This is a genomic window from Cryobacterium sp. M96 (assembly GCF_002929845.1).
GTDB classification, from domain to species: Bacteria; Actinomycetota; Actinomycetes; order Actinomycetales; family Microbacteriaceae; genus Cryobacterium; species Cryobacterium sandaracinum.
Genome location: NZ_PJJS01000039.1, coordinates 1 through 26,208, shown reverse-complemented (window position 1 = coordinate 26,208; position 26,208 = coordinate 1). Strand labels below are relative to the sequence as shown.

23 protein-coding genes, 2 tRNA genes and 2 pseudogenes are annotated in these 26,208 nt (G+C 62.7%); 19 read left to right on the top strand and 8 right to left on the bottom strand.

Features of this window, described 5'->3' with window-relative positions; translation table 11 throughout:
- Positions 1-94 precede the first annotated feature (94 nt).
- The 7 genes from CXY79_RS04645 (at position 95) to CXY79_RS04615 (ending at position 6,966) form a co-directional block, all read left to right on the top strand.
- Positions 95-1,183 carry an ABC transporter permease gene (locus CXY79_RS04645; RefSeq protein WP_104099982.1) on the top strand — a complete coding sequence of 363 codons (1,089 nt, stop codon included), beginning with the start codon at positions 95-97 and terminating at the stop codon, positions 1,181-1,183.
- A gap of 1 nt (position 1,184) precedes the next feature.
- Positions 1,185-2,261 carry an ABC transporter permease gene (locus CXY79_RS04640; RefSeq protein ID WP_104099981.1) on the top strand — a complete coding sequence of 359 codons (1,077 nt, stop codon included), beginning with the start codon at positions 1,185-1,187 and terminating at the stop codon, positions 2,259-2,261.
- Entirely contained in the window at positions 2,258-3,946 is a 1,689-nt protein-coding gene (locus tag CXY79_RS04635; protein WP_104099980.1) for an ABC transporter ATP-binding protein, read from the top strand. The genes CXY79_RS04640 and CXY79_RS04635 overlap by 4 nt, the downstream gene beginning before the upstream one ends.
- A gap of 4 nt (positions 3,947-3,950) precedes the next feature.
- On the top strand, positions 3,951-4,871 hold the full coding sequence (locus CXY79_RS04630; protein ID WP_104099979.1) for an ATP-binding cassette domain-containing protein: 921 nt from the start codon (positions 3,951-3,953) through the stop codon (positions 4,869-4,871).
- Positions 4,855-5,862, top strand: a complete 1,008-nt coding sequence (locus CXY79_RS04625) for a D-isomer specific 2-hydroxyacid dehydrogenase family protein (protein ID WP_104099978.1) — start codon at positions 4,855-4,857, stop codon at positions 5,860-5,862. Before CXY79_RS04630 ends, CXY79_RS04625 begins: the two co-directional genes overlap by 17 nt.
- 64 nt (positions 5,863-5,926) lie before the next feature.
- Positions 5,927-5,999, top strand: a tRNA-Asn gene (locus CXY79_RS04620).
- An 88-nt stretch (positions 6,000-6,087) separates the two neighbouring features.
- On the top strand, positions 6,088-6,966 hold the full coding sequence (locus CXY79_RS04615) for a sensor histidine kinase (protein WP_104099977.1): 879 nt from the start codon (positions 6,088-6,090) through the stop codon (positions 6,964-6,966).
- Positions 6,967-7,006: 40 nt separating this feature from the next.
- Here CXY79_RS04615 and def read toward each other — a convergent pair whose 3' ends face one another.
- Complete coding sequence (gene def / locus CXY79_RS04610) at positions 7,007-7,573, bottom strand: peptide deformylase (protein ID WP_104099976.1); 567 nt, start codon at positions 7,571-7,573, stop codon at positions 7,007-7,009.
- A gap of 41 nt (positions 7,574-7,614) precedes the next feature.
- Here def and CXY79_RS04605 point away from each other — a divergent pair, with 41 nt between their 5' ends.
- The 4 genes from CXY79_RS04605 to CXY79_RS15635 all read left to right on the top strand — a co-directional run bounded on the left by CXY79_RS04605 (position 7,615) and on the right by CXY79_RS15635 (position 11,245).
- Positions 7,615-8,529: a DMT family transporter gene (locus tag CXY79_RS04605; RefSeq protein WP_104099975.1), complete on the top strand. Its 915-nt coding sequence runs from the start codon at positions 7,615-7,617 to the stop codon at positions 8,527-8,529.
- Positions 8,530-8,712: 183 nt separating this feature from the next.
- On the top strand, positions 8,713-9,957 hold the full coding sequence (locus tag CXY79_RS04600) for a glycosyltransferase (protein WP_369827935.1): 1,245 nt from the start codon (positions 8,713-8,715) through the stop codon (positions 9,955-9,957).
- A gap of 99 nt (positions 9,958-10,056) precedes the next feature.
- Positions 10,057-10,130: transfer RNA gene (locus CXY79_RS04595), tRNA-Ile, on the top strand.
- Positions 10,131-10,729: 599 nt separating this feature from the next.
- The gene (locus tag CXY79_RS15635) at positions 10,730-11,245 is read left to right on the top strand and encodes a hypothetical protein (protein ID WP_146068088.1); all 516 of its coding nucleotides are present in this window, start codon (positions 10,730-10,732) and stop codon (positions 11,243-11,245) included.
- Here the strand turns inward: CXY79_RS15635 and CXY79_RS04590 are convergent.
- The 3 genes and pseudogenes from CXY79_RS04590 to CXY79_RS04580 form a co-directional block, all read right to left on the bottom strand.
- Positions 11,169-11,414: pseudogene (locus CXY79_RS04590) on the bottom strand (integrase core domain-containing protein); the annotation flags it as partial. The gene CXY79_RS15635 and the pseudogene CXY79_RS04590 overlap by 77 nt on opposite strands.
- Positions 11,415-11,779: 365 nt before the next feature.
- Positions 11,780-12,676 (bottom strand): SDR family oxidoreductase, encoded by an 897-nt coding sequence (locus tag CXY79_RS04585; protein WP_104099973.1) that lies wholly within the window; start codon positions 12,674-12,676, stop codon positions 11,780-11,782.
- A gap of 25 nt (positions 12,677-12,701) precedes the next feature.
- Positions 12,702-13,502 (bottom strand): SDR family NAD(P)-dependent oxidoreductase, encoded by an 801-nt coding sequence (locus tag CXY79_RS04580; protein ID WP_104099972.1) that lies wholly within the window; start codon positions 13,500-13,502, stop codon positions 12,702-12,704.
- On the opposite strand from CXY79_RS04580, the gene CXY79_RS04575 reads away from it, so the two are divergent.
- Positions 13,437-14,480, top strand: a complete 1,044-nt coding sequence (locus tag CXY79_RS04575) for an SMP-30/gluconolactonase/LRE family protein (RefSeq protein ID WP_233191244.1) — start codon at positions 13,437-13,439, stop codon at positions 14,478-14,480. The genes CXY79_RS04580 and CXY79_RS04575 overlap by 66 nt on opposite strands.
- Here CXY79_RS04575 and CXY79_RS04570 read toward each other — a convergent pair.
- Positions 14,467-16,245: a glycoside hydrolase family 15 protein gene (locus CXY79_RS04570; protein WP_104099971.1), complete on the bottom strand. Its 1,779-nt coding sequence runs from the start codon at positions 16,243-16,245 to the stop codon at positions 14,467-14,469. The genes CXY79_RS04575 and CXY79_RS04570 overlap by 14 nt on opposite strands.
- A gap of 179 nt (positions 16,246-16,424) precedes the next feature.
- Positions 16,425-17,624: an IS30 family transposase gene (locus CXY79_RS04565; protein WP_369827933.1), complete on the bottom strand. Its 1,200-nt coding sequence runs from the start codon at positions 17,622-17,624 to the stop codon at positions 16,425-16,427.
- Between the two features lie 368 nt (positions 17,625-17,992).
- On the opposite strand from CXY79_RS04565, the gene CXY79_RS04560 reads away from it, so the two are divergent.
- From CXY79_RS04560 to CXY79_RS16885, 6 genes and pseudogenes are all read left to right on the top strand, one after another.
- The gene (locus tag CXY79_RS04560; protein ID WP_104099970.1) at positions 17,993-19,012 is read left to right on the top strand and encodes a type I glyceraldehyde-3-phosphate dehydrogenase; all 1,020 of its coding nucleotides are present in this window, start codon (positions 17,993-17,995) and stop codon (positions 19,010-19,012) included.
- A gap of 745 nt (positions 19,013-19,757) precedes the next feature.
- Positions 19,758-19,951: pseudogene (locus CXY79_RS04550) on the top strand (hypothetical protein); the annotation flags it as partial.
- Between the two features lie 174 nt (positions 19,952-20,125).
- Positions 20,126-20,659, top strand: coding sequence for a DUF488 family protein (locus CXY79_RS04545; protein WP_104099968.1), 534 nt, complete (start codon positions 20,126-20,128; stop codon positions 20,657-20,659).
- Positions 20,660-20,745: 86 nt separating this feature from the next.
- Positions 20,746-20,955 carry a DUF2945 domain-containing protein gene (locus CXY79_RS04540; RefSeq protein ID WP_104099967.1) on the top strand — a complete coding sequence of 70 codons (210 nt, stop codon included), beginning with the start codon at positions 20,746-20,748 and terminating at the stop codon, positions 20,953-20,955.
- 618 nt (positions 20,956-21,573) lie between these two features.
- Positions 21,574-22,476, top strand: a complete 903-nt coding sequence (locus CXY79_RS04535; protein WP_104099966.1) for an alpha/beta fold hydrolase — start codon at positions 21,574-21,576, stop codon at positions 22,474-22,476.
- 107 nt (positions 22,477-22,583) lie between these two features.
- A complete protein-coding gene (locus CXY79_RS16885; RefSeq protein WP_104099965.1) occupies positions 22,584-22,790 on the top strand; it encodes a carboxymuconolactone decarboxylase family protein in 207 nt (68 codons plus the stop codon).
- 191 nt (positions 22,791-22,981) lie between these two features.
- On the opposite strand, the gene CXY79_RS04525 is transcribed toward CXY79_RS16885, so the two are convergent.
- Positions 22,982-23,491 carry an ASCH domain-containing protein gene (locus CXY79_RS04525; protein ID WP_104099964.1) on the bottom strand — a complete coding sequence of 170 codons (510 nt, stop codon included), beginning with the start codon at positions 23,489-23,491 and terminating at the stop codon, positions 22,982-22,984.
- A gap of 193 nt (positions 23,492-23,684) precedes the next feature.
- The gene (locus CXY79_RS04520) at positions 23,685-24,806 is read right to left on the bottom strand and encodes an IS30 family transposase (RefSeq protein ID WP_369827932.1); all 1,122 of its coding nucleotides are present in this window, start codon (positions 24,804-24,806) and stop codon (positions 23,685-23,687) included.
- 421 nt (positions 24,807-25,227) lie between these two features.
- On the opposite strand from CXY79_RS04520, the gene CXY79_RS04515 reads away from it, so the two are divergent.
- Positions 25,228-26,055, top strand: a complete 828-nt coding sequence (locus CXY79_RS04515) for an SDR family oxidoreductase (RefSeq protein ID WP_198412294.1) — start codon at positions 25,228-25,230, stop codon at positions 26,053-26,055.
- Positions 26,056-26,208 lie beyond the last annotated feature (153 nt).

Sequence of the window (26,208 nt, the reverse complement as noted above, 5' to 3'; positions counted from 1 at the left end):
GCATTTTCTAATTTGAAACCCGGGGGCATCCAGCCGCTTGCGCGCTGGGTGCCCCCGTCACGTTCTAATCGCACAGTCCTATCGTTAGGCAGGAATGACCACTGTGACCACGCGCCCCCCGTCGCCCCGCGCGACGGGACGCAAGAAACGTCCCGCAACTGACGGCGGGATCGGCCGGTACATCCTGATCCGTTTTCTGCTGATCTTTCCCACCATCTTCATCCTCGTGTCCATGGTCTTCTGGCTGATGCGCACGACCGGTGACCCGATCACGGCCGCTCTCGGCGGGCGTCTCGGGCCCGAACAGCTGGCCGAGCGCATCCAGGCCGCCGGCTACGACCGGCCCATCTTCGTGCAGTACATCGAGTACCTGGGCCAGGTGTTCACCGGCAACTTCGGCACGACCATCAGCACCAACCGTCCCGTCTCCGAAATCCTGGTCACCTATGGGCTGGCCACGTTCGAGCTCGTGTTCTACGCCCTCGTCGTCGCGTTCATCGTCGGGATTCCCCTGGGCATGGTCGCCGCCTATTGGCGGGACAAATCCGCGGACGCCTTCCTCCGGGTTTTCGCGATCCTCTGCTACGCCACGCCGGTGTTCTTCTCCGGGCTGTTGTTCAAACTCGTCTTCGCCGTCTACCTCGACGTGCTTCCCGTCTCCGGGCGGGCCTCGACCGGTTCCGAGCTGCAGATGCAGCTGTTGCCGAACCAGACCGGCCTGTACACGATCGACGCCATCCTGACCGGGGACCCGACCGTGCTCGGGGACGTTCTCGAGCATGCCGTGCTCCCCGCGCTGACGCTCGGGCTGCTCACTGCGGGGGTCTTCCTCCGCCTCGTGCGCACCAACGTGATCGGAACCCTCGGCACCGATTACGTCGACGCCGCTCGCTCGCGTGGGGTGAGCGAGTTCCGCCTGGTGCGGAAGCACGCCTACCGGCCGGCCCTGATCCCGATCATCACCGTGATCGGCCTCCAGATCGCCCTGCTGCTCGGCGGCGCCGTGCTGACCGAGACCACCTTCGAATGGAAGGGCCTGGGCTTCATGCTCTCCGAGTTCCTCAAGGCCCGGGACTTCGTGGCCGTGCAGGGGATCGTCGCCCTGCTCGCCGTGATCGTCGCCCTCTCCAACTTCGTCGTCGATATCATCGCCGCACTGATCGACCCGAGAGTGAGGTACTGAGATGAGTGACGCCACCGTGATCTCCGCCCGGCAGAAGCGCAGCGTCTGGTCCCGCCTCCCCGTCGTGCACCAGCTCAGGCAGAGCATCGGACTCCAGCGCGGGATGCTGGTCGCCGGCCTGGTGATCACCACTCTCTTTGTGCTGACCGCCATTTTCGCCCCCGTGCTCGCGCCCTACGGCTTCAGCCAACTGCGCGACGCCGACGGCGCCTTCGGAGCCCAGCAGCCGCCCGGGGGCGCGCATCCGCTGGGCACCACCGTCAGCGGCTACGACGTGCTCTCCCGAGTGCTGTGGGGTGCCCAGACCGCCCTGTTCGTGATCATTGTGGCCGTCCTGCTGTCGATCTTCGCCGGGGTGTTCCTCGGACTGGTGTCGGGCTATTTCGGCGGCTGGCTCGACCGGATCCTGGTGGTCGTCTCCGACGCCGTCTACGCGTTCCCATCGCTGCTTCTCGCCATCGTGATGTCGATCGTCATCTCCGGGGGCAAGTCCAACCTGATCGGCGGTGTGCTGGCGGCGGCGATCTCGATCACCGTGGTCTTCATCCCGCAGTACTTCCGAGTGATCCGCGCCGAAACGGTGCGGATCAAGGCGGAGGCCTACGTGGAATCCGCACGCGTGCTGGGTGCCGGCAGCGGCCGGATCATGTTCCGGCACGTGTTCCGCAATGCCACCCGCACCCTTCCGCTGATCTTCACCCTGAACTCGTCGGAGGCCATCCTGACCCTCGCGGGCCTCGGCTTTCTCGGGTTCGGCATTGAACCGACGGCCGCCTCCGAGTGGGGCTACGACCTCAACAAGGCCCTCTCGGACGTCACCAGCGGCATCTGGTGGACGTCACTGTTCCCCGGCCTGGCCATCGTGCTCGTCGTGCTCGGCATTACGCTGGTCGGCGAAAGCCTCAACGACCTGGCCGATCCCCGCCTGCGCGGACGCCGCGCAGTCGGCCAGTCGGCCGGGATCGTCGCGCAGACCTCGGTCGTTCCCGGTGGCACCCTCGTCGCCGGCCCCGGCGGGCTCGGCGGACTGGAAGGCACCGCAACCCATCCCACCGAAGGACTCGAGGACCGACCATGACCGACGTGCTCACCATCACCGATCTGGGCATTTCGTTCGCGACCGACGCCGGAGCCGTTCGGGCCGTTGACGGCGTCACCCTGCGGGTCGCTCCCGGCGAGGTCCTGGCCATCGTCGGCGAGAGCGGGAGCGGCAAGACCGTCACCGCCAAGACCATCCTCGGGCTGCTGCCGGAGACGGCGACCGCCTCCGGGGCCGTCATCCTCAGCAGCAAGGACGGCTCGAGCGAGAGCAACGTCATCGCGCTCAGCACAGCCCAGCTGCGGCAGGTTCGCGGCACCGACGTCTCCATGGTGTTCCAAGAACCCTCGACCGCGCTGAACCCCGTCTTCACGGTGGGTTGGCAAATCATGGAGGGCATCCGCGCGCACGGCCAGTTCAGTCGCAAGGAAGCCCGTAAGAAGGCCATCGAGATCCTCGGGCGGGTCGGTATCCCCGACGCGGAAACCCGCGTCGACTACTACCCGCACCAGTTCTCCGGCGGCCAGAAGCAGCGCGTCGTGATCGCCATGGCCCTGGTGCTCGACCCCGGCCTGATCGTCGCCGACGAGCCGACCACGGCGCTCGACGTGACCGTGCAGGCCGAGATCCTGGACTTACTGCGCCGCTGCCGCGATGAATTCGGCACGGCGATCGTGCTCATCACCCACAACATGGGCGTGGTCGCAGACCTCGCCGACCGGGTTGCGGTGATGTACCAGGGCAAGGTCGTCGAAGAGGCGGATGCTCAAACCCTCTTCCGCTCGCCGCAGAACGACTACACGAAGAAGCTGCTCGCCGCCGTGCCTCACGTGGGCCAGGGGGTCGTGCACGCCGCCGCCCGTGCCACGGCCCGCGCGGCCGGCTGGGAGCAGCAGGCGCCGGTCGTCGTCGCCGACCAGCTCCGAATCGAATACCCCGGCCGGCTCGGCCGGTCCGGTTTCACCGCCGTCGACGGCGTGAGCTTCCTGATCCGGCCCGGTGAGGTTCTCGGTCTGGTGGGGGAGAGCGGTTCTGGCAAGACCACGATCGGGCGGGCCATCGCCGGCCTGACCCGGGTGACCGGTGGCTCTCTGACCGTGATGGGCCACGAGATGAACGGGTTCAAGGAGCGTGCGTTCCGGAAGTTCCGCAGCGACATCGGGTTCGTCTTCCAAGACCCGGCGTCGAGTTTCAACCCGCTGCTGACCATCGCCGACTGCGTCGCTGAACCGCTGGTGGTGCACGGTCGGGCGAAGAACGCCGCCCATGCTCGCCCGCGGGTCAACGAGCTCCTCGAGGCCGTGCAGCTGCCGCGTGCCTACGGCGACCGTTACCCGCACGAGCTGAGCGGCGGCCAGCGCCAGCGCGCGAGCCTGGCGCGGGCGCTCGCCCTGGAGCCGCCCCTGCTGATCGCCGACGAGCCCACCAGCGCTCTCGACGTCTCCGTGCAGGCGCGGGTGCTGGAGCTGTTCGCCGAACTCCAGCGGGAGTTCGGCTTTGCCGCGCTGTTCATCAGTCATGACCTGGCTGTCGTCGACCTCGTCGCGGACCGGATCGCGGTGCTGTACCGAGGAAAACTTGTCGAGGAGGGCACCAGCGCCGAGGTTCTCGGTGCACCCAAGGATCCCTACACCCAGCGGCTCCTGGCCTCCCTGCCCGTGCCGGACCCGGCCGAGCAGGCCCTGCGCCGGGAGGGACTGCGCCGACTGCGTGAGGCAGGATAGACACATGATCCGCGGCGCCGCACCGACAAGTCCGACAAGTCCGACAAGTCCGATCTCCACCAGTGACCTGACGGTCGAGTACCCGCCGCACGGTGCCAGCGGCGCATTCACGGCCGTGCGTGGCCTTACCCTGCAGGTCGGGGTCGGCGAGGTGCTCGGACTTCTCGGGCAGAGCGGTTCGGGCAAGAGCACGCTGGCCCGGGTTCTGTCGGGCGCCGCGTTCAGCCACGGCGGCGGAGGCACCGGCGACGTTCGACCAGAGATCACCGGGGGAGAGGCGACGGTGCTCGGGTACCGGCTCCGCGGCATCCGTCGGCGCAAGCTGGCCCGGCTCACCTTCGGGGTGGGGCACCTCGCCCAGGATGCCGCCGACACGCTGCCCTCGACTCTGACGGTGGCGGAGATCGTGGCCGTGCCCGTGCTCGACCGAGACCGGCGCTACGACCGGCACATCCTCGACGAGCAAGTGGCGACCATGGTCGACGCGGTGCGGCTTCCGTTGTCGGTGCTCACCAAATTCCCCTACGAGCTGAGCAATGGTCAGCGTCAGCGGGTGGCGCTGGCCCGGGCGCTGGTATTCGGGCCGTCGGTCCTGATCGCGGACGAGCCGACGGCCGGCGTCGATGCCACCGTCCGGGACGCCGTGGTCGACCTGATCGGCGAGCTGCAGCGCGAGCGGGCCTTCTCGGCGCTGGTGATCAGTTCCGATCTCAGCGTGCTTCGCCGGGTCGCAGACCGAATCGCCGTGCTGCACCAGGGCGTGCTGGTGGGGCTGGGCACGATCGACGAGGTGTTCGACGACCCGTGGCATCCGTATGTCGCCGGCCTGGCTGCGGCTCTGATGGGGGAGGCGCCGGACGAGGAGAACGACGACGACAACTACGATTACGAGAGTGAATCCGACGAACATGTCATCGAAAACTGAATCCGTGCAACACCAGGCCGTTCTCACCGACGAGGTCACGCCCCTTCCGGCGCACCGACGACCGGCCCCCGGTCCGATCACCATCCTGCCGCGGCCGGAACCGGCCTTCTCCCGGGCGGTCGAGGCTGCCGGGGGAACCGTGACGGAGCTCTCCGGCGAGACCCGCGGACTGATCTGGCTGGACTACGGCCGGGCCGACGAGCTGCGCGCCACCCTGCACGCGTATCCCGGCATCGGGTGGGTGCAGCTCCCCTGGGCGGGCGTCGACGCCTTCAGTGGGGTGCTTGCCGGCCTGGACCGCCCGGACCTTCTCTGGACCAGCGCGAAGGGCGCGTACGCGCAGCCCGTCGCCGAACACGCCCTGGCTCTCACCCTGGCGCTGTTGCGGGTGCTGCCGAAGCGCGCTCGGGCCGAGGGCTGGAGCACGCTGTCCGAGGGGCGCTCGCTCTACGGCCTCAACGTGACCATCATCGGCGCTGGTGGGATCGCCCGTGAGCTGATCCGCCTGCTCGCGCCGTTCGGCACCCACGTCACAGTGGTGCGCCGCAGCACCGAGCCGGTGCCCGGTGCGGCTCAGACGGTGGTGACGGACGCCCTCTCCGGCGTTCTCCAGACCAGCGACGTCGTCGTCGTGGCGGCTGCGCTCACGGGCGGCACCCGCCACCTGATCGGCCGGGCCGAACTCGAGCTGATGCGGCCCGAGACCGTGCTCGTCAACATCGCCCGCGGCCCGCTCGTCGACACGGACGCTCTGGTGGCAGCGCTGGCCGCAGGAACCATCGCCGGCGCGGCCCTCGACGTGACGGATCCGGAGCCGTTGCCGCAGGGGCATCCGCTCTGGGCCGAGGCGCGGTGCTTGATCACGCCGCATTCGGCCGACACGCCCGAGATGACCGCCCCGCTCCTGGCCGAGCGGATTCGCCTGAATGTGGGTGCCTTCCTTGCGGATGGGCGGTACGTCGGGGTCGTTGACCCTCAAATCGGCTACTGACGGTTGACGCCGATTTGGCAGATCACCAACTTTTGATAAAGTAATAGAGCTGTTCAAGCGACATTCCTCGATAGCTCAATTGGCAGAGCAGCGCACTGTTAATGCGCAGGTTCTTGGTTCGAGTCCAAGTCGGGGAGCGAAAGGCCACCAAGGGCTCCACCCCTGGTGGCCTTTTTTGTATCCCGTTCACTTCCGTGCGACGCGGTCGCAGAAAAGGCGGCATCCGTGGAGTCCTGGCTCACCGTGAGCACCGTTCTGGCCGTGCTCGTCGTCGGGCTGCTCGCCCTCTGGCTGGTCACCCTTGTCCGGGCCCGGCGCGTGGTCTTCGACCGCACGGCGGCCGAACGGCTACGCATTGACCTGCAACTGTCTCTTGCCGAACAACAGGGCCGGCTCGGCATCATCCGGGATCTTCAGGACGTGGCCGTGCTGTCCGTCGCGCGGCTGATCACCCGTGCCGAAGGTGCCCGCTACACGGCCGAGAGCGACCCGTCCAGCGCCGTGCGGGTGGCGACGGCATTGGTCGACGATGGCCGGGTGGCGCTGGCCGACATGCGCCGCGTGCTGACGATCGTGCGCGAGGGTGAATCTGTCTCCGCCGCCCAGCCGGGCCTGCAGTCGGCGAAGGACCTGTTCCGAGTCATGCGTGACGCGGGCGTCACCGTGGTCTTCACCGAGTCAGGCGAGCGGTTCCCGCTCAAGCCGGGCGCCGAGCTGGCCGTCATCCGTATCCTGCAGAGCGCGCTGGCCAACACCCTCACTCATGGAGGACGAGGCACGGAGGCTCGGGTCACGATCTCGTGGACTCAGGACGGGCTGCAGCTGCTGGTCGCGGATGACGGCATCCGTGCGGTGGCTCGCCGGGACAGTGCCGACGCCGCCGACTTCGCCGCGCGCACGAAGTACACGATCGACGACGACCTCAAGGCGCTGAGTGCGAACGTAGCCGGGGCAGGCATCACCCAGATGCGCGAGCGCACCGCGATGTTCGGTGGCATCTTCAACGCCGGGACCGTGCCCGGCGTCGGGTTCACGGTCACGGCCATCTTCCCGTCATTGCGCTTCCACAACGGCATCCACGGAGTGGACCTCGACCGCAGCTGATTCTTTCGCCGGGCCAGCGGATCAGGCCGGGCCTACCTGGTCAATCTTCAAGGTTGTCGACGCCGGGCATCCAGCTGAGCCCGGGCGTGCCCCAGCCACGCTTGCGGGTCACCTTGAAGGCGATCTTGGCGTAGAAGTGCTCGAGGCGATCCACGTACAGGGTGCCGTCGAGGTGGTCGTACTCGTGCTGGAAGATGCGGGCCAGCCAGTCTTCGGCGTGAATCTCGAAGGGCTTCTGCTCAAGGTCCACCGCGCGCAGGCTGGCGGAGGGGGAGCGTAGCAGCGGGAAGCGTTCGCCCGGATAAGACAGGCAGCCCTCGACGTCCTCGTTCTCGTCGGCCTCGCCCGAGGGAACCGGGGTGATCCACAGTTCCGGGTTGATGGCCGCGCCACGCCACAGGTGGCCGTCGTCATCGAGGTAGTTGTAGGTGAAGAGCCGGAGCGGCACTCCCACCTGCGGCGCCGCCAGACCGACGCCGGGCGCGGCATCCATTGTCTCGAACATGTCCCGCACGAGTTCATGCAGATCATCGTCGAAATCAGTGACGGGAAGGGCGGGGAAGTGGAGAACGGGATCTCCTGAAATTGCTATCGAACGAACGGCCATTCTTCAAGGATAACGGGCTGGTTCTCGATAGGCTCGTTTGAGTGAACCCCGACCTGACCGACCTGGCTGCGGAAATCGCAATCAATCCACGTCAGGCAATAGGGATTCCACTCGCTCTGGTGGGTGCCGTATTCCTGTCGCTGGGAGCTCAATTCCAGCATCGCGGCGTCACGAAGGTCGAGGCCAAAACGGCTGAGGTCACCGGGGGACTCAACCCGCGCCAGTTGATGCTGCTGCTCGGTCGGCCTTCCTGGGTCTTCGGCACGATAATGCTCGGGCTGGCGATCGTTTTCCAGCTCTCCAGTCTGGCCTTCGCCCCCATCATCATGGTTCAACCGCTCGGCGCTGTCGCCCTCGTGATCACGTCCATCCTGAACTCCCGCATCACCCGGGTCCCCGTAAACCGCGCGTCGAAGATCGCGATCGCGATGTGCGTCGGCGGCGTGGCCCTTTTCGTCACAGTGGCCGCGTTCACCGCCGTGGACAAACCAGTCACCGACGGCAACCTGATCACGATCCTGATCGTGCTCGGCGTCGTGTTGTCCCTCTTCGGCGTCGCGTTCCTCAAGCTGCGTACCCAGTTCAAGGCGATGTTCTACATTGTCGGCGCCGGGGTGCTCTACGGGTTCGTCGCGACGCTGGCCAAGGTCGTCATCAACCGAACCCAGAACGGCAACTTCGAGTGGCTGACCCTGACCTGCGTCATCGGGCTTTTGCTGGCGGCGGTGCTCGGCGCCTACTTCGTGCAAAACGCTTACGCGTCCGGCCCGCCGGACCTGGTCATCGCCGGACTCACCGTGATCGATCCGCTGATCGCCGTCGGCATCGGCATCGTCGTTCTGGGCGAGATCGAACAGGCTCCGCCGTGGGCGGCTGTCGCCTTCCTCGTCGCGGGTGTCGTCGCCATCGTCGGGGTCTTCCTGTTGGCCCGGTATCACCCTCTCGCCGACGACTGACGGCGCTCCAAGCACTCCGTTGGGCGTCCGCGTGGGCGCGCCGCCCCCGGTATGGCTGTTGCAGCACCGGATTAGAATAGGGTTCTAGAAGACTTCGTCAGCGTACGCGCCGTCGAAAACATGATTTCTCGCCGGATGACGAACTCCGGCTCACTTACGTTGGGACATTGTCTTTTGTCAGATTTGACCGATTTGCCGAGCGAGTCGTGCCCCCGCGAGCCGGCGAAGAAGCCTCTCCGCATCCTGATCGCGGCGGACACCTTTGCCCCCGACGTGAACGGCGCGGCCCGGTTCGCCGAGCGTCTTGCCGCCGGGATGGTGGGCCGCGGGCACGAAGTGCACATCATGGCTCCAGCCGCGTCACGCAAGTTCGGCACGTGGACCGAGGTGCATGAAGGCCAGCCGATGGTCGTGCACCGTCTGCAGAGCTGGCGCTGGTACCCGCACGATTGGCTGCGGTACGCCCTGCCGTGGTTCATTCCGCGAGAGACCCGGAAAATCCTTGATACGGTCAAGCCGGATGTCGTCCATTTCCAGTCCCACATCAACGTGGGTCGTGCCGTCACGATCGAGGCAGCGAAGCGCGGCATCCGCATCATCGGCACGAACCACTTCATGCCAGAGAACATGCTGGAATTCACCCTTGTCCCAAAGGGCCTGCACGATCGCCTCATCAAGGCCGCCTGGCGGGCTGCGAGGCGTACCTACGGCCGGGCGGAAGCGGTCACCACACCGACCCTGCGAGCCGCCCAGTTCCTGGAGCGCTACACCGGCCTCGAGGGCGTGCTGGCGATCTCATGTGGCATCGACGCCCACAACTACTCGCCGACTTTCGCGCCACGCACCGAGAACCGCATCCTTTTCGTTGGCCGCGTGACCGGCGAGAAACAGATCGACGTGCTGCTGCAGGCCGTGGTCCTGCTCTCGCCCGACCTCAATGTGAAGGTGGAGATCGTCGGTGGCGGCGACCAGAAGCGCAACCTTGAACATCTGTCGCAGGCGCTCGGACTCAGTGGTCGGGTCACGTTCACGGGTTATGTGACGGATGCCGAACTGGCGACCGCCTACACCCGCTCGACGGTGTTCGCGATGCCGTCGATCGCGGAGTTGCAGAGCATCGCGACTATGGAGGCGATGGCGTCTGGATTGCCGATCGTGGCCGCCAACGCCATGGCGCTCCCACACCTCGTGCACGATGGCCAGAACGGCTACCTGTTCGAGCCCGGAAACGCTCAGGACCTCGCCGACAAGCTCACGACAGTTCTGACGGCCGCACCCGACGACCTGAACGCGCTCAAAAACAGTTCCCTCCGGCTCATCGGTGTGCACGACATCAACCGCACCCTGAACACGTTTGAGTGCCTGTATCGCGGGGAACCGGTTATCGACGCGGTCACTTCCGACGCGGCCGCCCGCGGCGCGGAGTAGGCGGGCGAGCCCGCCTTTCGAGCCTGTATCGTTGAACCCGGTGAACCACCCGATCACCACAGAATCGGTCGCACACTCGTCAGAGCAGTTGCGTCGATTGGGGCGGTAGCTCAGCTGGTTAGAGCAGCGGACTCATAATCCGTCGGTCCTGGGTTCAAGTCCCAGCCGCCCTACTTTAAAATAACCGCTGATCAGTATTTTATTGATATTGCAAAGGTCTTTCGCCTTGTCGAGTTACACCCGCCTCCGCTCTAGACTCCGGTCTAGGTTTGAGCTCCGCGCAAAACTCGGTTGCGCGTCCCGTCGTTTTGGATACGCAATGGACGTCCAGTGTCTCCGAGGCTTAGGGTCGGCCAATAAGACTGCCGACGAAGCTATGGATCAGTGATACCGATTGACCACAGGGTCATCGGCCAGTGGAGGCTGATCAAGTTGGTGGAGATGGTCCAGCAGTCTTCACGGGCGAGCTATCCGGCGACTGCTGCCCACCGCAGGTCCCTGATGTCGGCACCGTAAGTGACTCGCAGTTGCCTGGAGAGCGGCCTGGAGGTCGGTTCCTTCAACACGGCCGGGCACCCAGCAGGGGCGTTGTTCTACTACCGATACCTGCGCACGTTCTGGTTACTCCCGGCCTCAACCCCTCCACGCCCTCGCCTTCGGGGTGCGGACGGTAGCTTTGGTACATGGCTGTTTCGACGCCGCCCCAGGACCTGCGCCTATCGTGGCGTCGGCTGAGCGTTCCCGAGTGGCCACTGTCTCCGCGGCACGACGCATGAGCCTCACGGAGCACCTGGGGGATTCCGGCTCGCCCGTCCGCGCGTACATCGACGGGATCTCGCCTATCCTGTTAGCTCTCAAGATCGGAGCTGACGGGGCGCGTGCAGTGTCCGACGCGCTGGGCCTTATCGAGCTCGCGGCGAGTAGCGTGATCCTGCCGCCCCTTCCCGGAGTGGATGTCGCGCGGGCGGGAACAGCCGTTGACTTCCGTGTACGCATCGCGCTCGGTGGATTCGATGCTCACGACTCGGCGGCAGCCCTTGGCATCGCTGAGCTGTCGCTGCACAAGGGTGACGTCGAGAACGGCTGTCACCGGGCGCAGATTCTAACTGAGGCGTTCGACGTGGCCGTGCAGATCCTCGAGAGCGTCGCGGGCGAAGTCGACCTTGACCGAGCGGCTCTTCTGCTCGCCCAATGTGAGCAGATTTATCGAGGACGTTATAAGGCCGGCGATATCCCAGCGCGGAGTAGCGGAGTCGGCTGTTGTAAAAGCCTGCAATATACCGGATAACGGAGCTTCGAGCTTGTGATTTCGTCGCGTATGCGGTGCGGTAGACGCGCTCGTTCTTGAGCGTCGAGAAAAAACTCTTGGCCATGCTGTTGTCCCAGCACACGCCCGTGCGACCCATCGAGGAGCGCATGCCAAGACTGGTCACCAGGGCCCGAAACTCGGCCGACGTATCCGGCAGTAGAAAATGATATGGCGTCCATGATGATGGTCAAGCAGCCAGAGCCGACGGTTGGGGCTGTCGGATTTTTATGGCGGTGCTGATGGGGAAGATCCCTGTTGCTTCCACCATTTGAAACCGCCGTCGGATGCTGGGGAACGTTATGCAACGGTCCTAGTCGAACCTCACTGAAAAGCTGCCGTTGCCAGAACATCGGATCTGTGGGAGACCCGCGTCTGACCTCTAATAGCAGGGTGTTCCTCGCAGGATCTGAACGCCCATCAGTCGTGGGTCCCGTTTTCGAGAGCCGAAGCTGACGTAGATACGTGGCCGATTAGTTGATCTATCCCCGATTGAACCGCTGCGCCCGATACTTTCTAGGGTGTCGGCATTCCTCCGTTGACGTTGAGTGTTTCTCCGATGACGAAACTGGACTCTCCGGAGGCGAGGAATACATAGGCGGGCGCGAGTTCGGCTGGTTGTCCGGAGCGGCCGAGTGGGTTGTCCTTGCCGTACTCGGGCAGTTTCTCGGGCGGATACCCCTGCGTCACTTGTAACGCCGTCCAGGTGGGGCCGGGAGCCACTGCGTTGACGCGGATGCCGCGGGGCGCGAGTTGCTGCGCGAGCGCCTTTGAAAAGTTGTTGATGGCGCCTTTCGTGGTCGCATAGTCGAGAAGGAACGGTAGCTGGTGGTAGGCCTCCAAGGATGCCGTGGCGATGATGGTCGAGCCGGGCTTCAGATGCGGTACGGCTGCCTTGATGATCCAGAACATCGCGAACACATTCGTGCGCATGGTGTCCTCGAATTGCTCGTCACTGATGTCTTCCAGTTTTTCGACGAAGACCTGTTTTCCGGCGTTGCTCACGACGATGTCCAGGCCGCCCAGCCCGGTGACGGCAGCTTCGACCAGTTCCCGGCAGTAATTTTTGTCTTTTAGGTCACCAGGGAATGCGACAGCAGTACGGCCGGCCTCTTTGATCAGGCCGACGATGTGGCGAGCATCCTCTTCCTCTTCCGGCAGATAGGAGATTGCAACATCGGCGCCCTCCCGGGCGAATGCGATGGCGACTGCACCGCCGATTCCGGAGTCTCCACCAGTGATGAGCGCCTTGCGTCCGGTAAGCCGCCCAGAGCCGCGGTAACTTGTCTCTCCGAGGTCTGGCACCGGGTCCATGTTCGCTTGGATGCCCGGCTCTGGCTGTTGCTGGATGGGTGGAGAAATGGAGGGGTAACGTGTGCGCGGATCCATGAGGGAGTATTGGTCGGTCGCCATGATGTTCCTTTCGTGGGGCGGGGCTTTAGATCGTGGCTACAGAGCCGGAGTCGACGCGGTAGTTCGCTCCGTTGACGAAGCTAGCGAGATCTGAGCAAAGGAACGCGACCACGCTGGCCACTTCGTCCGGTGTGCCGCGGCGCTTTAGCTCTATGGATGGGCGCTTTTCATCGAGGAAGGTGGTGATCGCATCCGGAATCGAAATGCCAAGCTTGTGTGCCCGCTTCTTCATCATCGCGTCCGTCATCGGGGTATGGATGAACGCCGGTGACACACAGTTGACCAGCAACCCTTCCATGGCGTAGCTGCGAGACAAGCCTTTGGCAAGCGCGAGGACGCCGGCTTTCGCCGAGCAGTACGGCAGTTCGTCGTCGTATGGTTGCACCCCGTCCTCGGACGCCAGAAACACGAGCCGGCCCCAGCCGCCCTTGCGAAGTGACGGCAGGAAGGCGCTGACGAGCCGCACCGGGCCCATCAGGTCGACGAGGAGCGTTTCCATCCAGCCCTCGTCCGTCAGCTCATGGAAGAGGCCTTGGGCGCCGGTAATACCTGCTGACTGCACCAAGATATCGATGTCGCCGACCGCGTCAAGCACCCTGTCTCGAAGGGACGCGATCGAGTCGACACTGGTGATATCGGCAGTGAATGCGTACAGCTGATTCGGTTTCGCGTTCAGCTGCTCGGCCGCCGCATCCAGTTTGTCCTGGTACTGATCGGTGATGACTACCGTGACGCCTTCGGCAAGTAGTCGGTGAGCGGTGTGCCAGCCGATCCCCGAGTCGCCGCCGGAGACGAGCGCTATTTTTCCCTTGATACCAAGATCCATGATTTCACCGTACGCCGCGCACTCAACAATTTTCTATTCCTTGACATCGCCGTTCAACAATGCTGTGGTGATCAAGTGGGCAATGCCGTTGGAGACCCGGAGGTATTCAGGAGCACCGGCGCGATCCTGGGGGAAAGCCTGATCTGGGATGCTCGCGGGGACCATCCCGCAATGCTCTGGTGCGACATCACTGCGGGGCTCATCCACCGAAGTCCGCTGTGCATGTCCGCGGACGGCTCGGCTGACGACACGATCACGCTGCCCCCACCTGTGGCCTCATTTTCCGTTGCAGAAATAGGAGGACGCCCGGGTTTCATCGTGTCGCTCGCAGATCGAATCGTCGTGACGGATTCCTCGGGTCACTTGATCCGAACAGTCGCAGAGATCCATCACAGTCGCCTTGGTCTCCGGCTCAATGAAGGAAAGGTTGATCCAGCGGGCCGGTGGATCACTGGGTCGATGAACCTTTTCAATGACGATCCGGTCGGCGCGTTCTACTCGGTTTCCGGTGATGGGGACGTGCGTCTGCTCCGGGGCGGTATCGGTGTCGCGAACGGGCTGGAATGGTCCCTGGACGGTCGTCGCATCTTCTTTACAGACACGAGTGTCGGCACGATCTACACGGGCGCGTACAGCGCGAACGGCGACATCACGGATGTGAATGTGTTCACCCGCGGCGCACCGCACGACGGCCTCACGATCGATACGGACGGAAATTTCTGGGGCGCGCTGTACGGGGGCGGCAAGGTCGTGCACTACAACTCGAATGGCGCTGAGGTCTTCGCCATCGATATACCGGCACTGAACCTCACCTCTGTTGCATTTGGTGGCGCCGACCTCTCCATGCTGTATGTTGCAAGCGCGCGCGAAAACCTGACGCAAGCACAGTTAGAGGCGTATCCGCTGTCCGGTAGCGTATTTGCGATTCAAACGGACACTCAAGGACGCCAACCCACTCCGTTCTTCAGTCGCGGGTGAGTTCCTCGATTGTGATTGCGGCATTGAGGAGTGCGAGGTGACTCAGCCCTTGTGGCAGGTTACCTAGAAAGGCGTTGTCGCTCGGATCGATTATCTCCGAGTAGAGACCCACATCGTTCGCCAAATCAATGAGCTCGTCCATGAGCACAACGGACTCGTCATTGCGACCGACGCATGCGAGTGCGGATGCCAACCAGAACGAGCAGGCAACAAATGCTCCCTCCTCGTGGGCGGCCCCGGTGTAGCGATACGTGAGTGGACCATCGCCAAGTTCCGTACGAATTGCGTCTATCGTCGACGACATCCGCGAACTTCGGTCGAACCCGCTGGCCGCGTGGAGGAGTACGGATGCATCCAGATCGTCGCCGCCCGCCCAGGCCGTGAAGCTCTTTTGCGCTTCGGACCAGCAGTTCTCGCGTACCCACGCTGCGATGAGTTCGGATTCGGATCGCCAGTGTGTGGGGTCTCCCGGGATCTGGCCCATCTCGCAGAGGCGCGTCGCGTCGGTGAGGGCCTGCCAGCATCCCATCTTCGACGAGGTGTAGTGGCGCTGCTCGGTGAGTTCCCATATCCCGGAGTCCGACTGTCGCCAGATGTCCGCCACGTGGTTGGCGAGTGAAGCCAGCAGTAAGCCCGTATCCACATCGAGCACATTTCCGGCCTCGACGTACACACGCATGACATTGAACAGGTCACCGTATACCCCGAGCTGCAGCTGGTTGGCTGCGCGATTACCAATGGTGACCGGCCCAATTCCGCGCCACCCCGGCACGTCAAGGGTTACAACATCACCGGGAACAGCGCCGTCCAGTGTGTAAAGAATGTGCAACTCCGGGCCGCACTCCCTGATCGTGCGAAGCAGCCATGCGACCGCCGCGTGGGTCTCCTCACGAAGGCCGAAACGAACGAGAGAACGCACCGTATACGCCGTATCCCGCACCCACGCGAAGCGGTAGTCCCAGTTCTTACCGCCACGGAGGTTCTCGGGAAGCGATGTCGTCGGCGCCGCCGCAATCGCTCCCGTCGGGCTGTAGATCAGTAGTTTGAGAGCCAGAGCACTGCGCTGGACAGCGTCCGCCCATGGCCCGTCGTAGTTGAAGTCACGCGACCACAATTGCCAGCTCGCGATCGTGCGGTTCACACTCTCGTCAGTCAACTCGGGCACCGGCACATGAACCGGTTCGTTCGCGGTACCCGCAACCGTGATGAGGTGGCGGGACTTCGCCGCCGTCGTAAAGCTTCCGGCCAGTGCGCGGCTGCCACCCCCGCGCGGTCCATGCGCCAGTCCGCGCACCGCAATCGTCACGCTTCCAACGCGGATGACCTTTCCGTGAATCGTCGTGTCGACCCATGGCGATGCAGTCGAAAGGCACGTACCGGGAGTAACGCGCCATCGGAAACGCACGGCACCACGGATGCCATCGACACGCCTCGCCAGCTCCACCCACGGAAGCCGGCCGGCGAATCCGTTAACGAGAGCATCCGTGACTCGGGCGACACCCGCATCCGTTGTGAAGGTGGTCTCCAGCACATTGGTTCCGGGGACATACCGGCGCGTGACGGTGTAGGTCCCCGCGGGCGCGAGCTCAATGCTGCCGCCCTCTCGTGCGTCCAGCAGCCGCGCGAACACAGGGGTAGAGTTGAGTGCCGATATGGGAAGCCAATCGATGCCGCCATCCAGTGCGACCAACGCCACCGTGCGTCCGTCACCGATCGCAGCATACGAGCGTAAGTCCGTATAGCCATCCCGGCGTTGAGAGCTCATTCGCCTCCCACTCGTCGACGACATCCGTGAACTGAACCGCCTCGAGCTTAGCCTCGATGCACCGACGGTGCTCGTTGAGCATGCGGCGTTTTATGCCGAGCCAACAGGTCGAGGCATCCGAGCACCCCGTTGCGCTTTCGTATCTCGAAACCTATTTGTGTCGCAACTCATGGGCGGTTTCAAGGAGTGGAAGCAACGGGAGTTATTTCTTTCTTCGAGGTTAGCCTGCTGAGCAGGTCGGCTGGGGTGCTTCGGTTGAGGGTTTTGCGGGGCCGTTCGTTGAGTTCGGTGGCGACTTCGAGGAGTCGTCGGGCGCTGTGCGCGTTCAAATCGGTGCCTTTGGGGAAGTAGTGACGCGGGAGGCCATTGGTGTTCTCGTTCGTGCCGCGTTGCCAGGGCGAGTGCGGATCGAGGAAGAAGACGGGAACGCCCGTCCCTTTCGTGATCTCAACGTGCCGTGCCAGTTCGCTTTCCTGATCGCAGGTCAATGACCGCCGCAGCATCACGGGCATGAGGTTGAGGGCGCCGATGAGCGCGTCATGGAGCGCCGCGGCGCTATGGCCGTTGGGCAGGTGGACCAAGACGACGAATCGGGTCGTGCGTTCAACGAGGGTCGCGATCGCGGATCCTGACGCCGAGCCAACGATGAGATCGCCCTCCCAATGCCCGGGAATCACTCGGTCGTTGGCCTCAGCGGGCCGTTCACTCAACAGCGCCTTGTCGCGAATTCGACCGGGGGTAATGAGATGTGCGGCTCGCGATTTTCGAGCTGATCGCCCTCGTCGTAGGTGCCGGTGCGGGCGGACTCCGACGTAACCGCGGTTTTGCACGTAGAGGCTTTGATAGATCGTCTCGTGGGATACCTGCAGTTCGTCCTGGCCGGCGAACGCGGCTGCGAGGTCGTCGCTGATCTGCTGCGGACTCCAGCTCTTCCGCAAGCGTTCCTCAACGACAGCGGCAAGCTGCCGGACATCGAGCCTGCCGGGTTTGGGCCGGCACGCTCTGATCTCACATCGTTTCTGTGCGGCACAGGACCGATAGCTGCGCGTTGCCGAGTGTGCGTTCCGGCGCAGCTCCCGACTGATCGACGACGCGGCACGACCCAGATCCTGCGCGATTGCCCGGACATCTGCACCACCCAACCTCAGATCCGCGATGCGCAGACGTTCCTCTTGGCCTAGAAAACGTCCCGAAGACGCAACCGTCGGAATGGGTATCCGTCCGCCAGCGGCTTTGATCCATCGATATCCCTGTTTGCGACCCATTCCTATAGATTCACGCGCGGCCGATGCCGACATGCCTTCCCGAACCCGATCCCAGAACAAGTTCTCGCGGACCTTCATGACCAACCTCGACGCCACTAACAGCACCTCCTTCAAACGGTGTTGCTACGACCCCTTGGAACTCCCCGGTGGCTCTTTACGTTGACGTAGCAACACTTAGAAGCCGGAAACCACACCACTCACGGGGATGTAACCGGGTGATTGTCGTTGGTGCCGAGAACAGGTGCTTTGGCAACCCCGTGCGGTGTACGGGCCAACGTAGCCGCCACCAAGAGTGAGCACATACAGCCGCGAGACTGACGTGATTCCATCAAACACTCGGGTACCTGCACCGACAAGTGATCCCGGTGATGTGCTCTCGCTTGTTGACGAAAGCTGTTGGGGAGGCGCAGCATGAAATAGGAATCTATTTTTTCGTGCAAAACCTGCGACGTGAAAATGATTGGAAATCAGGAGGATCTCAGATGCCGAAAGTGGCGATCAATGGGTTGGGTCGAATCGGGCGGGCTGCATTAAAAATTCTGCTCGATTCAGAGAATCTGGAACTTGTTGCGGTCAACGATGTGGCGTCAATTGAGAATCTTGCCTACCTGCTGCGGTATGACACGGTCTACGGCCGGTACCACCGTCAGATTGTTGTGGAGGCTGATGCACTTGTCATCGACGGCCACCGGGTGGTTGTTCTTGCCGAACGGGACCCAGCGGCGCTGCCGTGGCGGGAGCTCGGAGTCGATCTAGTGCTGGAGTGCACTGGTGCTTTCACTCGGGCGGAGGACCTGACCAAGCATATTCAGGCGGGCGCGTCGTTCGTCATCTTGTCTGCCCCGACGAAGTCCGAATCCGTCCCGACGGTTGTGCACGGGGTGAACCGGCCGGATGGGCATCCGCAGATCATCTCCTGCGCCAGTTGCACGACGAACTGCATCACACCGGTCATCGAGATCGCGACAAGGCGTCTGGGGGTGGAGCGTGCGATCATGACCACAATTCATGCATACACCGCGACCCAGCGCCTGGTCGACTCTCCGAGTGACAATTTCCGACGTGGGCGGGCGGGTGGAGCGAACTTGGTGCCCGCTCCTACCGGTGCTGCACAGGCGACAATCCGGGCATTGCCGGAGTTGACCGGGCTCTTCGCCGGGGTTGCGATCCGCGCCCCGATCGAGGTTGGTTCCATTGCCGACATTGTCATTGTCACTTCCCGCCCAACCAGCGTAGAGGAGGTCAACGCTGTGTTCATCGAGGAGGCGAAGACGCCCCGGTATCAAGGCATCCTCGGCGTTTCGGCGGACCCGATGGTCTCCTCCGACATCATCGGCGATTCACGCGCCGCCGTGGTGAACCTTGATCTGACGCAGGTGGTGGACGGCACCCTGATTAAGATCATGGCCTGGTACGACAACGAGTGGGGCTTCACCCACCAAATGATCCGCGAGGCTAGGGCCACCCTCGGGTTACCTTCCAGCGGGGAAACCTCTCCGTGACGAGAAATACACTGAGGTTTCGATATCACCTTCCACAGGGTACGTAGCCCGATCAGCGATATTGGGGCTTCAGGGCAGAGTAATTTGGCTCGACTACAGTCGATGAAGCTGGCTTATTTCCGGCAAGTGCGAGCGGATGATGCGTGAGGGTGGATTGAACGGTCATCTCGAACCCGTCGATCTTCGAGAAGGTGATCGTCGGCTCAACCGACTGTAGTCACGCACTGGCTCGGGCTCACACCGAGTCGTCAGCGGATGCTACGGCCTTGGCTCCCCAATTCGTGTACAAGATTTTTGGTCCTCATCGATCTGCGGCAGGCGGCGGACCTGCTACGAGGCGTGTATGAAGGCACGGATGCTGGCGACGATACCTGATGGAGGTGGCACCCGACTTGGCCCACAACACCGCGGGAACGGGCGCACTTACCGCAGCGGTTATGGGCCGCGGCCGACCGGCCCAATCTGATGATCACGGAGGGCATCCCGGCGATCCGGCGGTTGATCGGTCAGGGCAGCAGCGTGAACATCACGCTGCTGCCCTCAACAAAAGTGCACGAAAACATGGTCGATGCATACCTGTTCGGAGTGGAGGACCGGTTGGTCGACGGCGGGGGAAGGTCGGCATCGCCAGCGAGGGCGCCGCCTATGCCGCTTCACCAAGCTCGTCATCAGTGAGCGCTAACAAACACTGTATGCCGAGCGTGGAGCCCTGATTCAACGAGTACTACGGGCATCGATCTGTCCCACCTACCAAGACTGGATCCATAGCTACAATCACCACAGACCACAGACCACAGACCACAGACCACAGACCACAGACCACAGACCACAGACCACAGACCACAGACCACAGACCACAGACCGCATACCGGCATCGGCGGCAAATCACCCATCGACCGTGCTCACAACGTCAAAGGGAACAACACCTTTTCCGCGTGAACCGGCGGGCTGGAACGAAGAAGCTTCGTCACTGATCAGGTTACCGATGGCTTCAGGACGGCAACAGAGCGATGCCACCATACGAGGCTGCGCCCTTTATCGCGGAGCCGAGTGTCGGGCGCATAAATCTGACATTTCTGATGCGGGCTTCAGCACGTGCGGTTCAATGGGAGTATGGCTGGAATCTGTGTGTGCACGATCGGGCATTCCACTCATCCCGTTGATGAGTTCGTTGGAATGTTGAAAGCAAATGGTGTCGAACGACTCATCGACGTTCGCACCGTTCCCGGGTCTCGTCACAACCCACAATTTGGGGAGCACGAACTCGACACAAGCATGCCGGAGGCAGGTATTGAGTATCAGCGACTTCCCGAGCTAGGCGGGTTACGGCATACTCCGGCGGCAGAAGCATCTATCAACGGAGCGTGGCGTAACAGAAGCTTCCGCAACTACGCCGACTACATGCAAACGCCCGAGTTCGTTGCCGGCGTTGACGAGTTGGTGGCGCTGACGAAGAAGCAGACGGTGGCGATCATGTGTGCCGAGGCCGTGCCCTGGCGTTGTCACCGATCACTGATCGGAGACGCGTTGCTGGCTCGCGGTCTGCAGGTTGCCGACATCATGAGCCTGACCTCGACCAAGCCCCACACCCTCACCAGCTTCGCGAAAGTCGATGGTAACCGCCTCTGGTATCCACCGGAAGGGTGAAACCCGAGGGTGCCAATTCGAAGCAAGATGGTGCAGCGAATACGCTCGAAAGATCCAGCAAGATTATGGCAGTGGAAGGCATACCAATGACAAAAAAATTCTCAGTCGGCGATCACGTGCGCTGGAACTCCGAGGCCGGCCATGTGCACGGCACCATCGCGAAAATTCATACGATAGACGTGGAATACAAAGGGCACACTCACCGCTGCAGTCCCGATGATCCGCAGTACGAGATCACGAGCGACACGACCGACCACGTGGCGATGCATAAGGGCGAGGCCCTGACGAAAATCTAGCCATTCGTGACCACCAATGCAGACAAACGGCGAGCGTGAGCACCTCTGTGATTGTCGGCAGTCTTGGAAAACGACCACGGATCAGATGGCGACATTCGCGGGAACGGTGGCTGACACCGCCGTCCTGGCACGGGCAGACACGGGTTAAAGTGGACGCCATCGGTGGTAGTGGATCGGCTTGGTCGATGGGCAGACGATACGCGAGTTGGGTGTCACCGTTCACGTCAAAGATATTAAAGACCGTGCGCACTCAAGAGGTCGAGACCAGCCCCACGACCTTGTCAGATAGGTGCGTTCTCCGACTCAGTCCGAGTGAACTGTTGCTGCTAGCTCGACGATCCAGTCGGGTCAGTAATCCTGACCCGGACATGGCGCAGATGATGACGATGGACGCTGAAGTGAAGCCGAACATTACATCAGGTCGGTGGCTCGCGTGTCAGTTGTGAGGTCGATTACGGTGTACGCCGCAGTCCGGGTAGAGGTGAGTTGGGGGGTAAACGTGGTCATCTTCTATCTCGTCTGGGAGAGCGAAATGGCACCACTTTGTGGGCGTGTTGACATGAAGTACCGCGGGTGAAAGTCTGAATTGTAGTTACAAGCAGGCGAAACGAGGACAGTATGGCCGAATTCACCACGGAAACTGATCAGCTCACGGGGGTGCGGCATCGCACTGTCACAGTCGATGGGTTGGAGATCTTCTATCGGGAAGCGGGTCCGGTGGATGGGCCGACGCTCGTGCTTTTGCATGGGTTCCCTGCTGCGTCGCACCAGTACGCGCGCCTGATGGATCGGCTCAGCGACCGGGTGCATCTCATCGCACCGGATTATCCGGGGTTCGGTTACAGCAGCGCTCCTGCCTCGAGCACCGGCGGCGGTGACTTTGTTTACTCTTTTGATCACATTGCCGAGGTCGTCGAAGCGTTTCTGGTGACCCTTAACATTGACGCGTTCTTCATGTACGTTTTCGACTTTGGCGCTCCTATCGGGTATCGCATCGCGGCGCGACATCCGGATTGGATACAGGGGGTCATCGCGCAAAATGGCAACGCCTACGAGGCGGGGCTGGGGCCGAATATGCAGTCTGTGGTTCGGTACTGGGCAGATCAAGAGGGGGTGGAGACCGCTATCCGCGGAGCGCTAACAGCTGCGGCGACGCGCTCCCAGCATCTCGAAGGGACCGCGCACCCAGAGCTCGTCGATCCTGACTCATGGACTTTGGATCAGCACTGGCTCGATCAATCCGGGCGAGACCAGATCATGCTCGACCTGCTCTATGACTACCAGTCCAACGTTGTGTTGTATCCAGCGTGGCAAGCGTGGATGCGCGAACATCAGCCCCCCATGCTTGTGCCTTGGGGGCGCAACGATCAGTTCTTCTCTGAAGCAGGCGCACGAGCATACCTCGATGATCTTCCCGCTGCTGAGCTGCACCTGCTTGACACCGGGCACTTCGCCTTGGATGAGCAGCTGGACACCGTTGCGCATCTGATCGATGACTTCATCGGACGACATGCGCAATAGCGGTCGCTCTACGTACAAGCACCATGAACACTGACAGAAAGGTAACGACAATGTCATTTGAGCAACGCCTCTCCGTCGGTGATGTCGATCCCGAGGCCTAGAAACCGATGTTCGCCCTAGAGAAATACATCCACGCGGGAAACCTGGGTGAAGCTCTGCCGGCGCTGGTGAAAATTCACGCGTCGCAGATCAATGGATGCGCGTACTGCCTGGACATGCACGGGTGCGAAGCCCGGGCGGCGCTCAGCGCCGCCTCGATGTGTTACAGGCAGGGAGGAGGCGCCGAGCTTGTGGTTCGAGCGACCTCCGGCTAACGCGGCGTCGTCCAAGCCGCCTGAAGGGGTCACGATCGTTCTATTGTTGGGCGAAGGACTGGCGTTTGTGAATCTTCAGACGTACCAGAGAGCGAGTCAGCTGACGCCTCGCCGCGTAGTTTCTTCCCACCTCGTCCGAGCGAACCGTTTGCGGGACACACTCACGTTGAGGTGAAGGCATGTCTTACACTTCAGTCGGCCAAGGCGAGCGGCCACACAACGCGGAATCGCTCGTATACGATCTCGTCGTCCTCGCTCCAGACGGCGCCTCGCGCGGCGCAAGTACGAGTCCAGTATTTCGCGTGCTGGCTCCGCCAGCTGGCCAGAGAGCGGTCGTCCTCGCCCTCATCCCATGCGAATGATTCGTCGGCGCTGCTGAACGTGCCCAGGCGAAATTCGGTGCTGCGCACGATAATGCGCGGGGCTCCCGTGCTGTCACAAGCGATCCAGTGCGAGCCGATTCTGGGCAATTTGTCGCCGTCTGCGGCGAACGCGGCGGCGAGCTCCGCAGTGGCCCGCTTAGCTCCGTGAGTAACATCCCGCAGCAGTTCGTCGGCCAAGCGCACCGAGTCGCCGAAGTGCTCCACGGTGTACTCGGGGCAGGTTCGCACGGCATCAGGACGAGCTGCGGCGTAGGCAACCCACAACGCCGCGCCTGCCTCGGTGTCGGGCGAAGCGGCGGGAATTTCATGAGCAGTCATTCCATAGAGCCTGCCACATGATAATTCCACCACTGAGGACGGCACGGCATAGCGATTCGTCATGCCTCGGTGATGCCTCCTGTAGCGGGTTCCTCTTGCGGGACTCTGAGAATTGGACGCGGAGCCCTCCCTCATAGCGATCCGGTCTATAGGCGAAGTGTCTCGTAACCTACGCGCCTCAAAACCGGCGGATTCAAGTGGTGTCTGCAACACCGGTTTGATTTGTTGGGTTCGAGATTAGCGTGGCGAGGACTTCTGCGGGCGTTCGGTAGCCATGGCGTTTGCGGGGCCGGCGGTTGAGCTCCGCGGCAACGTTTTCCAGTATCCCGGGCCCGTGGAAGGACAGGTCGGTACCCTTCGGAAAGTACTCGCGCAGGAGCCCGTTGGTGTTCTCGTTGCTGCCACGCTGCCAGGGCGAGTGCGGATCGCAGAAATAGATCGGCATCCCGGTCGCCATCGTGATTTCCTGGTGTCGGGACATCTCCGCTCCCTGATCCCAGGTGGTCGAACGGCGCAGCTGTTCCGGGAGAGTGTTCATCGCGACGATCATCGCGTCGGCCACCGTGCGAGCGGTGTGATCCCCGGGCAGATGCAGCAGCATCACGTATCCCGTGGTCCGTTCGACGAGTGTTCCGATCGCGGACTTCGACGAGGTCGAGCCGATGATCAGGTCGCCCTCCCAGTGCCCAGGAACGGCGCGGTCCTCGATCTCCAGCGGGCGGTCGGAGATCATCACCATCTCCCGGAATCTCTGCGGCCGCGGACCCTCCGGCCTCTGCGGCCGCCGTGTTACGCGCCCTGAGCGCAACGCGGTGGCAACTTCCAGGCGCAACGATCCGCGGCCCTGCACGTAGAGGGCCTGGTAGATCGTCTCGTGTGACACCTGCATCTCCGGATTCTCCGGATGCTCGACTTTCAGTCGGCCCGCGACTTGTTCCGGGCTGAACCGATCGGTGAGCATCGTGGTGACCTGTTCCCGTAACGCTAACCCGTCCAGCTTCTGGGCTCTGGGCCGGCGAGCCCGCGCCCAGGTTTGCTCCTGCGCGAGCGACGGCACGTAGCGGCCAGTGACCTTGTTTCTGGCCACCTCCCGGCTGATCGTTGATGGCGCCCGGCCCAGAGCCGCGGCGATGCGGCGCACCCCTTGACCGCGGGCGAGCTGGAATCCGATCTCTTCGCGCTCTCGCAACGATAAGAGTCCGGCACGGGCAACACTGAAATCCTGAACCGGTGATGGCAGCACCTTCTGATGCTGGCTTGACCAACGATACCCAGTCGGTCGCGACACCCCAGCAGCCTGCGCCGCGACGGCCACCGATAGCCCCGCGTCCAGCCCATCCCAAAACGACAAACGGACGCTCAAAGGCGACCACGGTCGAGCCATCGACAACACCCCACAGAACTCAGGGTGTTGCTCTCACCACCTGAACTCGCCACCCATGGGATATGAGACGGTGGGGCTGCGGCCGAGCATCGCGGACGTAGCCTCGGTACCGTTCCATTACTGGTCAGACCCCCAACCAAAGACGCGGCCGCCGGAGCAATGGCTGTCTATCGGTTGCCTCGGTCAGATCAGCAACGAGACTCTGCAGGTTGCCCCGGTGACATTGGGATAAGCGGTCGCTGGATCGTGAATAAAAGACGGTGGTGTCCGGTTGTGGTGGAAGTACGTCTGAGAGTAGTCGGAGATACCCGCTGCCGTCAGCCAGTCACAATCAACGGAAAGTAGCCAGTCCATGGATCTCAGTAATTTGGACCTCACCAAAAGGCACGGAATCATCACGGGCGCGGGGCAGGGCATTGGTCGGGCACTCGCCCTCGAATTTGGTCGCCGTGGGGGTCATCTGCTGCTCGTCGGTCGGCAGTTGGACACTCTCGCAGAAACTGCGCGGCTCGTGGCCGCCAAAGGCGGAACCACTGAGGTCCTGGTTGAAGACTTAACTCAGCCTGGCGCTGTTGAGCGGATCGCAGACTTGGTCTCGTCGTGGAGCATCGTTGATCTTCTCGTCAATAACGCCGGAAATGTGCGCGCGGGCAGGCTCGAATTGACAAGCGATGCGGATGTCCACTCGATGATCGATCTGAATCTCACTGCTCCGATTCTGTTGACCAAGACCCTGCTTCCCGCGCTTCGGCACAGCGGGAAAGAACGCGGCAGCATCCTTGTGAACATCTCAAGCGGGATTGCGCTCGTCGGCATGCCGTTCTACTCGATCTATGCTGCAACGAAATCGGGTATTTCGCAGTTTGGCGAGTCGCTTCGCCGAGAGTTGATCGGAACGGGTGTGCATGTGGCAACCGTCTATCCGGGCGCGACCGACACGGCGATGATGACCTCACAGACCGCCGGTGCCGAGCTCGGGTGGGGACGTCGACCGCTCGAGGACGTCATCACCGACCTCATCGCTGCGCTCGAGGCTGGCGAACATGAAATCAACACCGCACCGGAGAGTCGTCGCGAGATGCAGCAACTTAATATCACCGATCCGATGGCGGTGGATGCCGCCCTCGCGCCCGGCCTCGAGGCCCTTGAACTTGCGGTACGCGACCACCGCAGCATCTAGTAGACCAGCCCCTACCGAGGGCTAGGTGTTGTTCCCCCCGATCGCGCTCACAACGTCGGTGGGACCAACATTTGTTGTTCCCACTGACGTTGTGAGCACGGTTGATGGGTGATTTGCCGCCGATGCCGGTATGGGGTCTGTGGTGATTGTAGC

Coding starts and splice junctions, on each gene's coding strand:
- CXY79_RS04525 (WP_104099964.1), bottom strand. CDS start 23,491: ATGACTGCTCATGAAATTCCCGCCGCTTCGCCCGACACCGAGGCAGGC.
- def (WP_104099976.1), bottom strand. CDS start 7,573: ATGGCCGTTCGTTCGATAGCAATTTCAGGAGATCCCGTTCTCCACTTC.
- CXY79_RS04535 (WP_104099966.1), top strand. CDS start 21,574: ATGGCCGAATTCACCACGGAAACTGATCAGCTCACGGGGGTGCGGCAT.
- CXY79_RS04580 (WP_104099972.1), bottom strand. CDS start 13,502: ATGGATCTTGGTATCAAGGGAAAAATAGCGCTCGTCTCCGGCGGCGAC.
- CXY79_RS04515 (WP_198412294.1), top strand. CDS start 25,228: ATGGATCTCAGTAATTTGGACCTCACCAAAAGGCACGGAATCATCACG.
- CXY79_RS04540 (WP_104099967.1), top strand. CDS start 20,746: ATGACAAAAAAATTCTCAGTCGGCGATCACGTGCGCTGGAACTCCGAG.
- CXY79_RS04635 (WP_104099980.1), top strand. CDS start 2,258: ATGACCGACGTGCTCACCATCACCGATCTGGGCATTTCGTTCGCGACC.
- CXY79_RS04645 (WP_104099982.1), top strand. CDS start 95: ATGACCACTGTGACCACGCGCCCCCCGTCGCCCCGCGCGACGGGACGC.
- CXY79_RS04560 (WP_104099970.1), top strand. CDS start 17,993: ATGCCGAAAGTGGCGATCAATGGGTTGGGTCGAATCGGGCGGGCTGCA.
- CXY79_RS04625 (WP_104099978.1), top strand. CDS start 4,855: ATGTCATCGAAAACTGAATCCGTGCAACACCAGGCCGTTCTCACCGAC.
- CXY79_RS04640 (WP_104099981.1), top strand. CDS start 1,185: ATGAGTGACGCCACCGTGATCTCCGCCCGGCAGAAGCGCAGCGTCTGG.
- CXY79_RS16885 (WP_104099965.1), top strand. CDS start 22,584: ATGTTCGCCCTAGAGAAATACATCCACGCGGGAAACCTGGGTGAAGCT.
- CXY79_RS04585 (WP_104099973.1), bottom strand. CDS start 12,676: ATGGCGACCGACCAATACTCCCTCATGGATCCGCGCACACGTTACCCC.
- CXY79_RS04570 (WP_104099971.1), bottom strand. CDS start 16,245: ATGAGCTCTCAACGCCGGGATGGCTATACGGACTTACGCTCGTATGCT.
- CXY79_RS04545 (WP_104099968.1), top strand. CDS start 20,126: ATGGCTGGAATCTGTGTGTGCACGATCGGGCATTCCACTCATCCCGTT.
- CXY79_RS04630 (WP_104099979.1), top strand. CDS start 3,951: ATGATCCGCGGCGCCGCACCGACAAGTCCGACAAGTCCGACAAGTCCG.
- CXY79_RS15635 (WP_146068088.1), top strand. CDS start 10,730: ATGAGCCTCACGGAGCACCTGGGGGATTCCGGCTCGCCCGTCCGCGCG.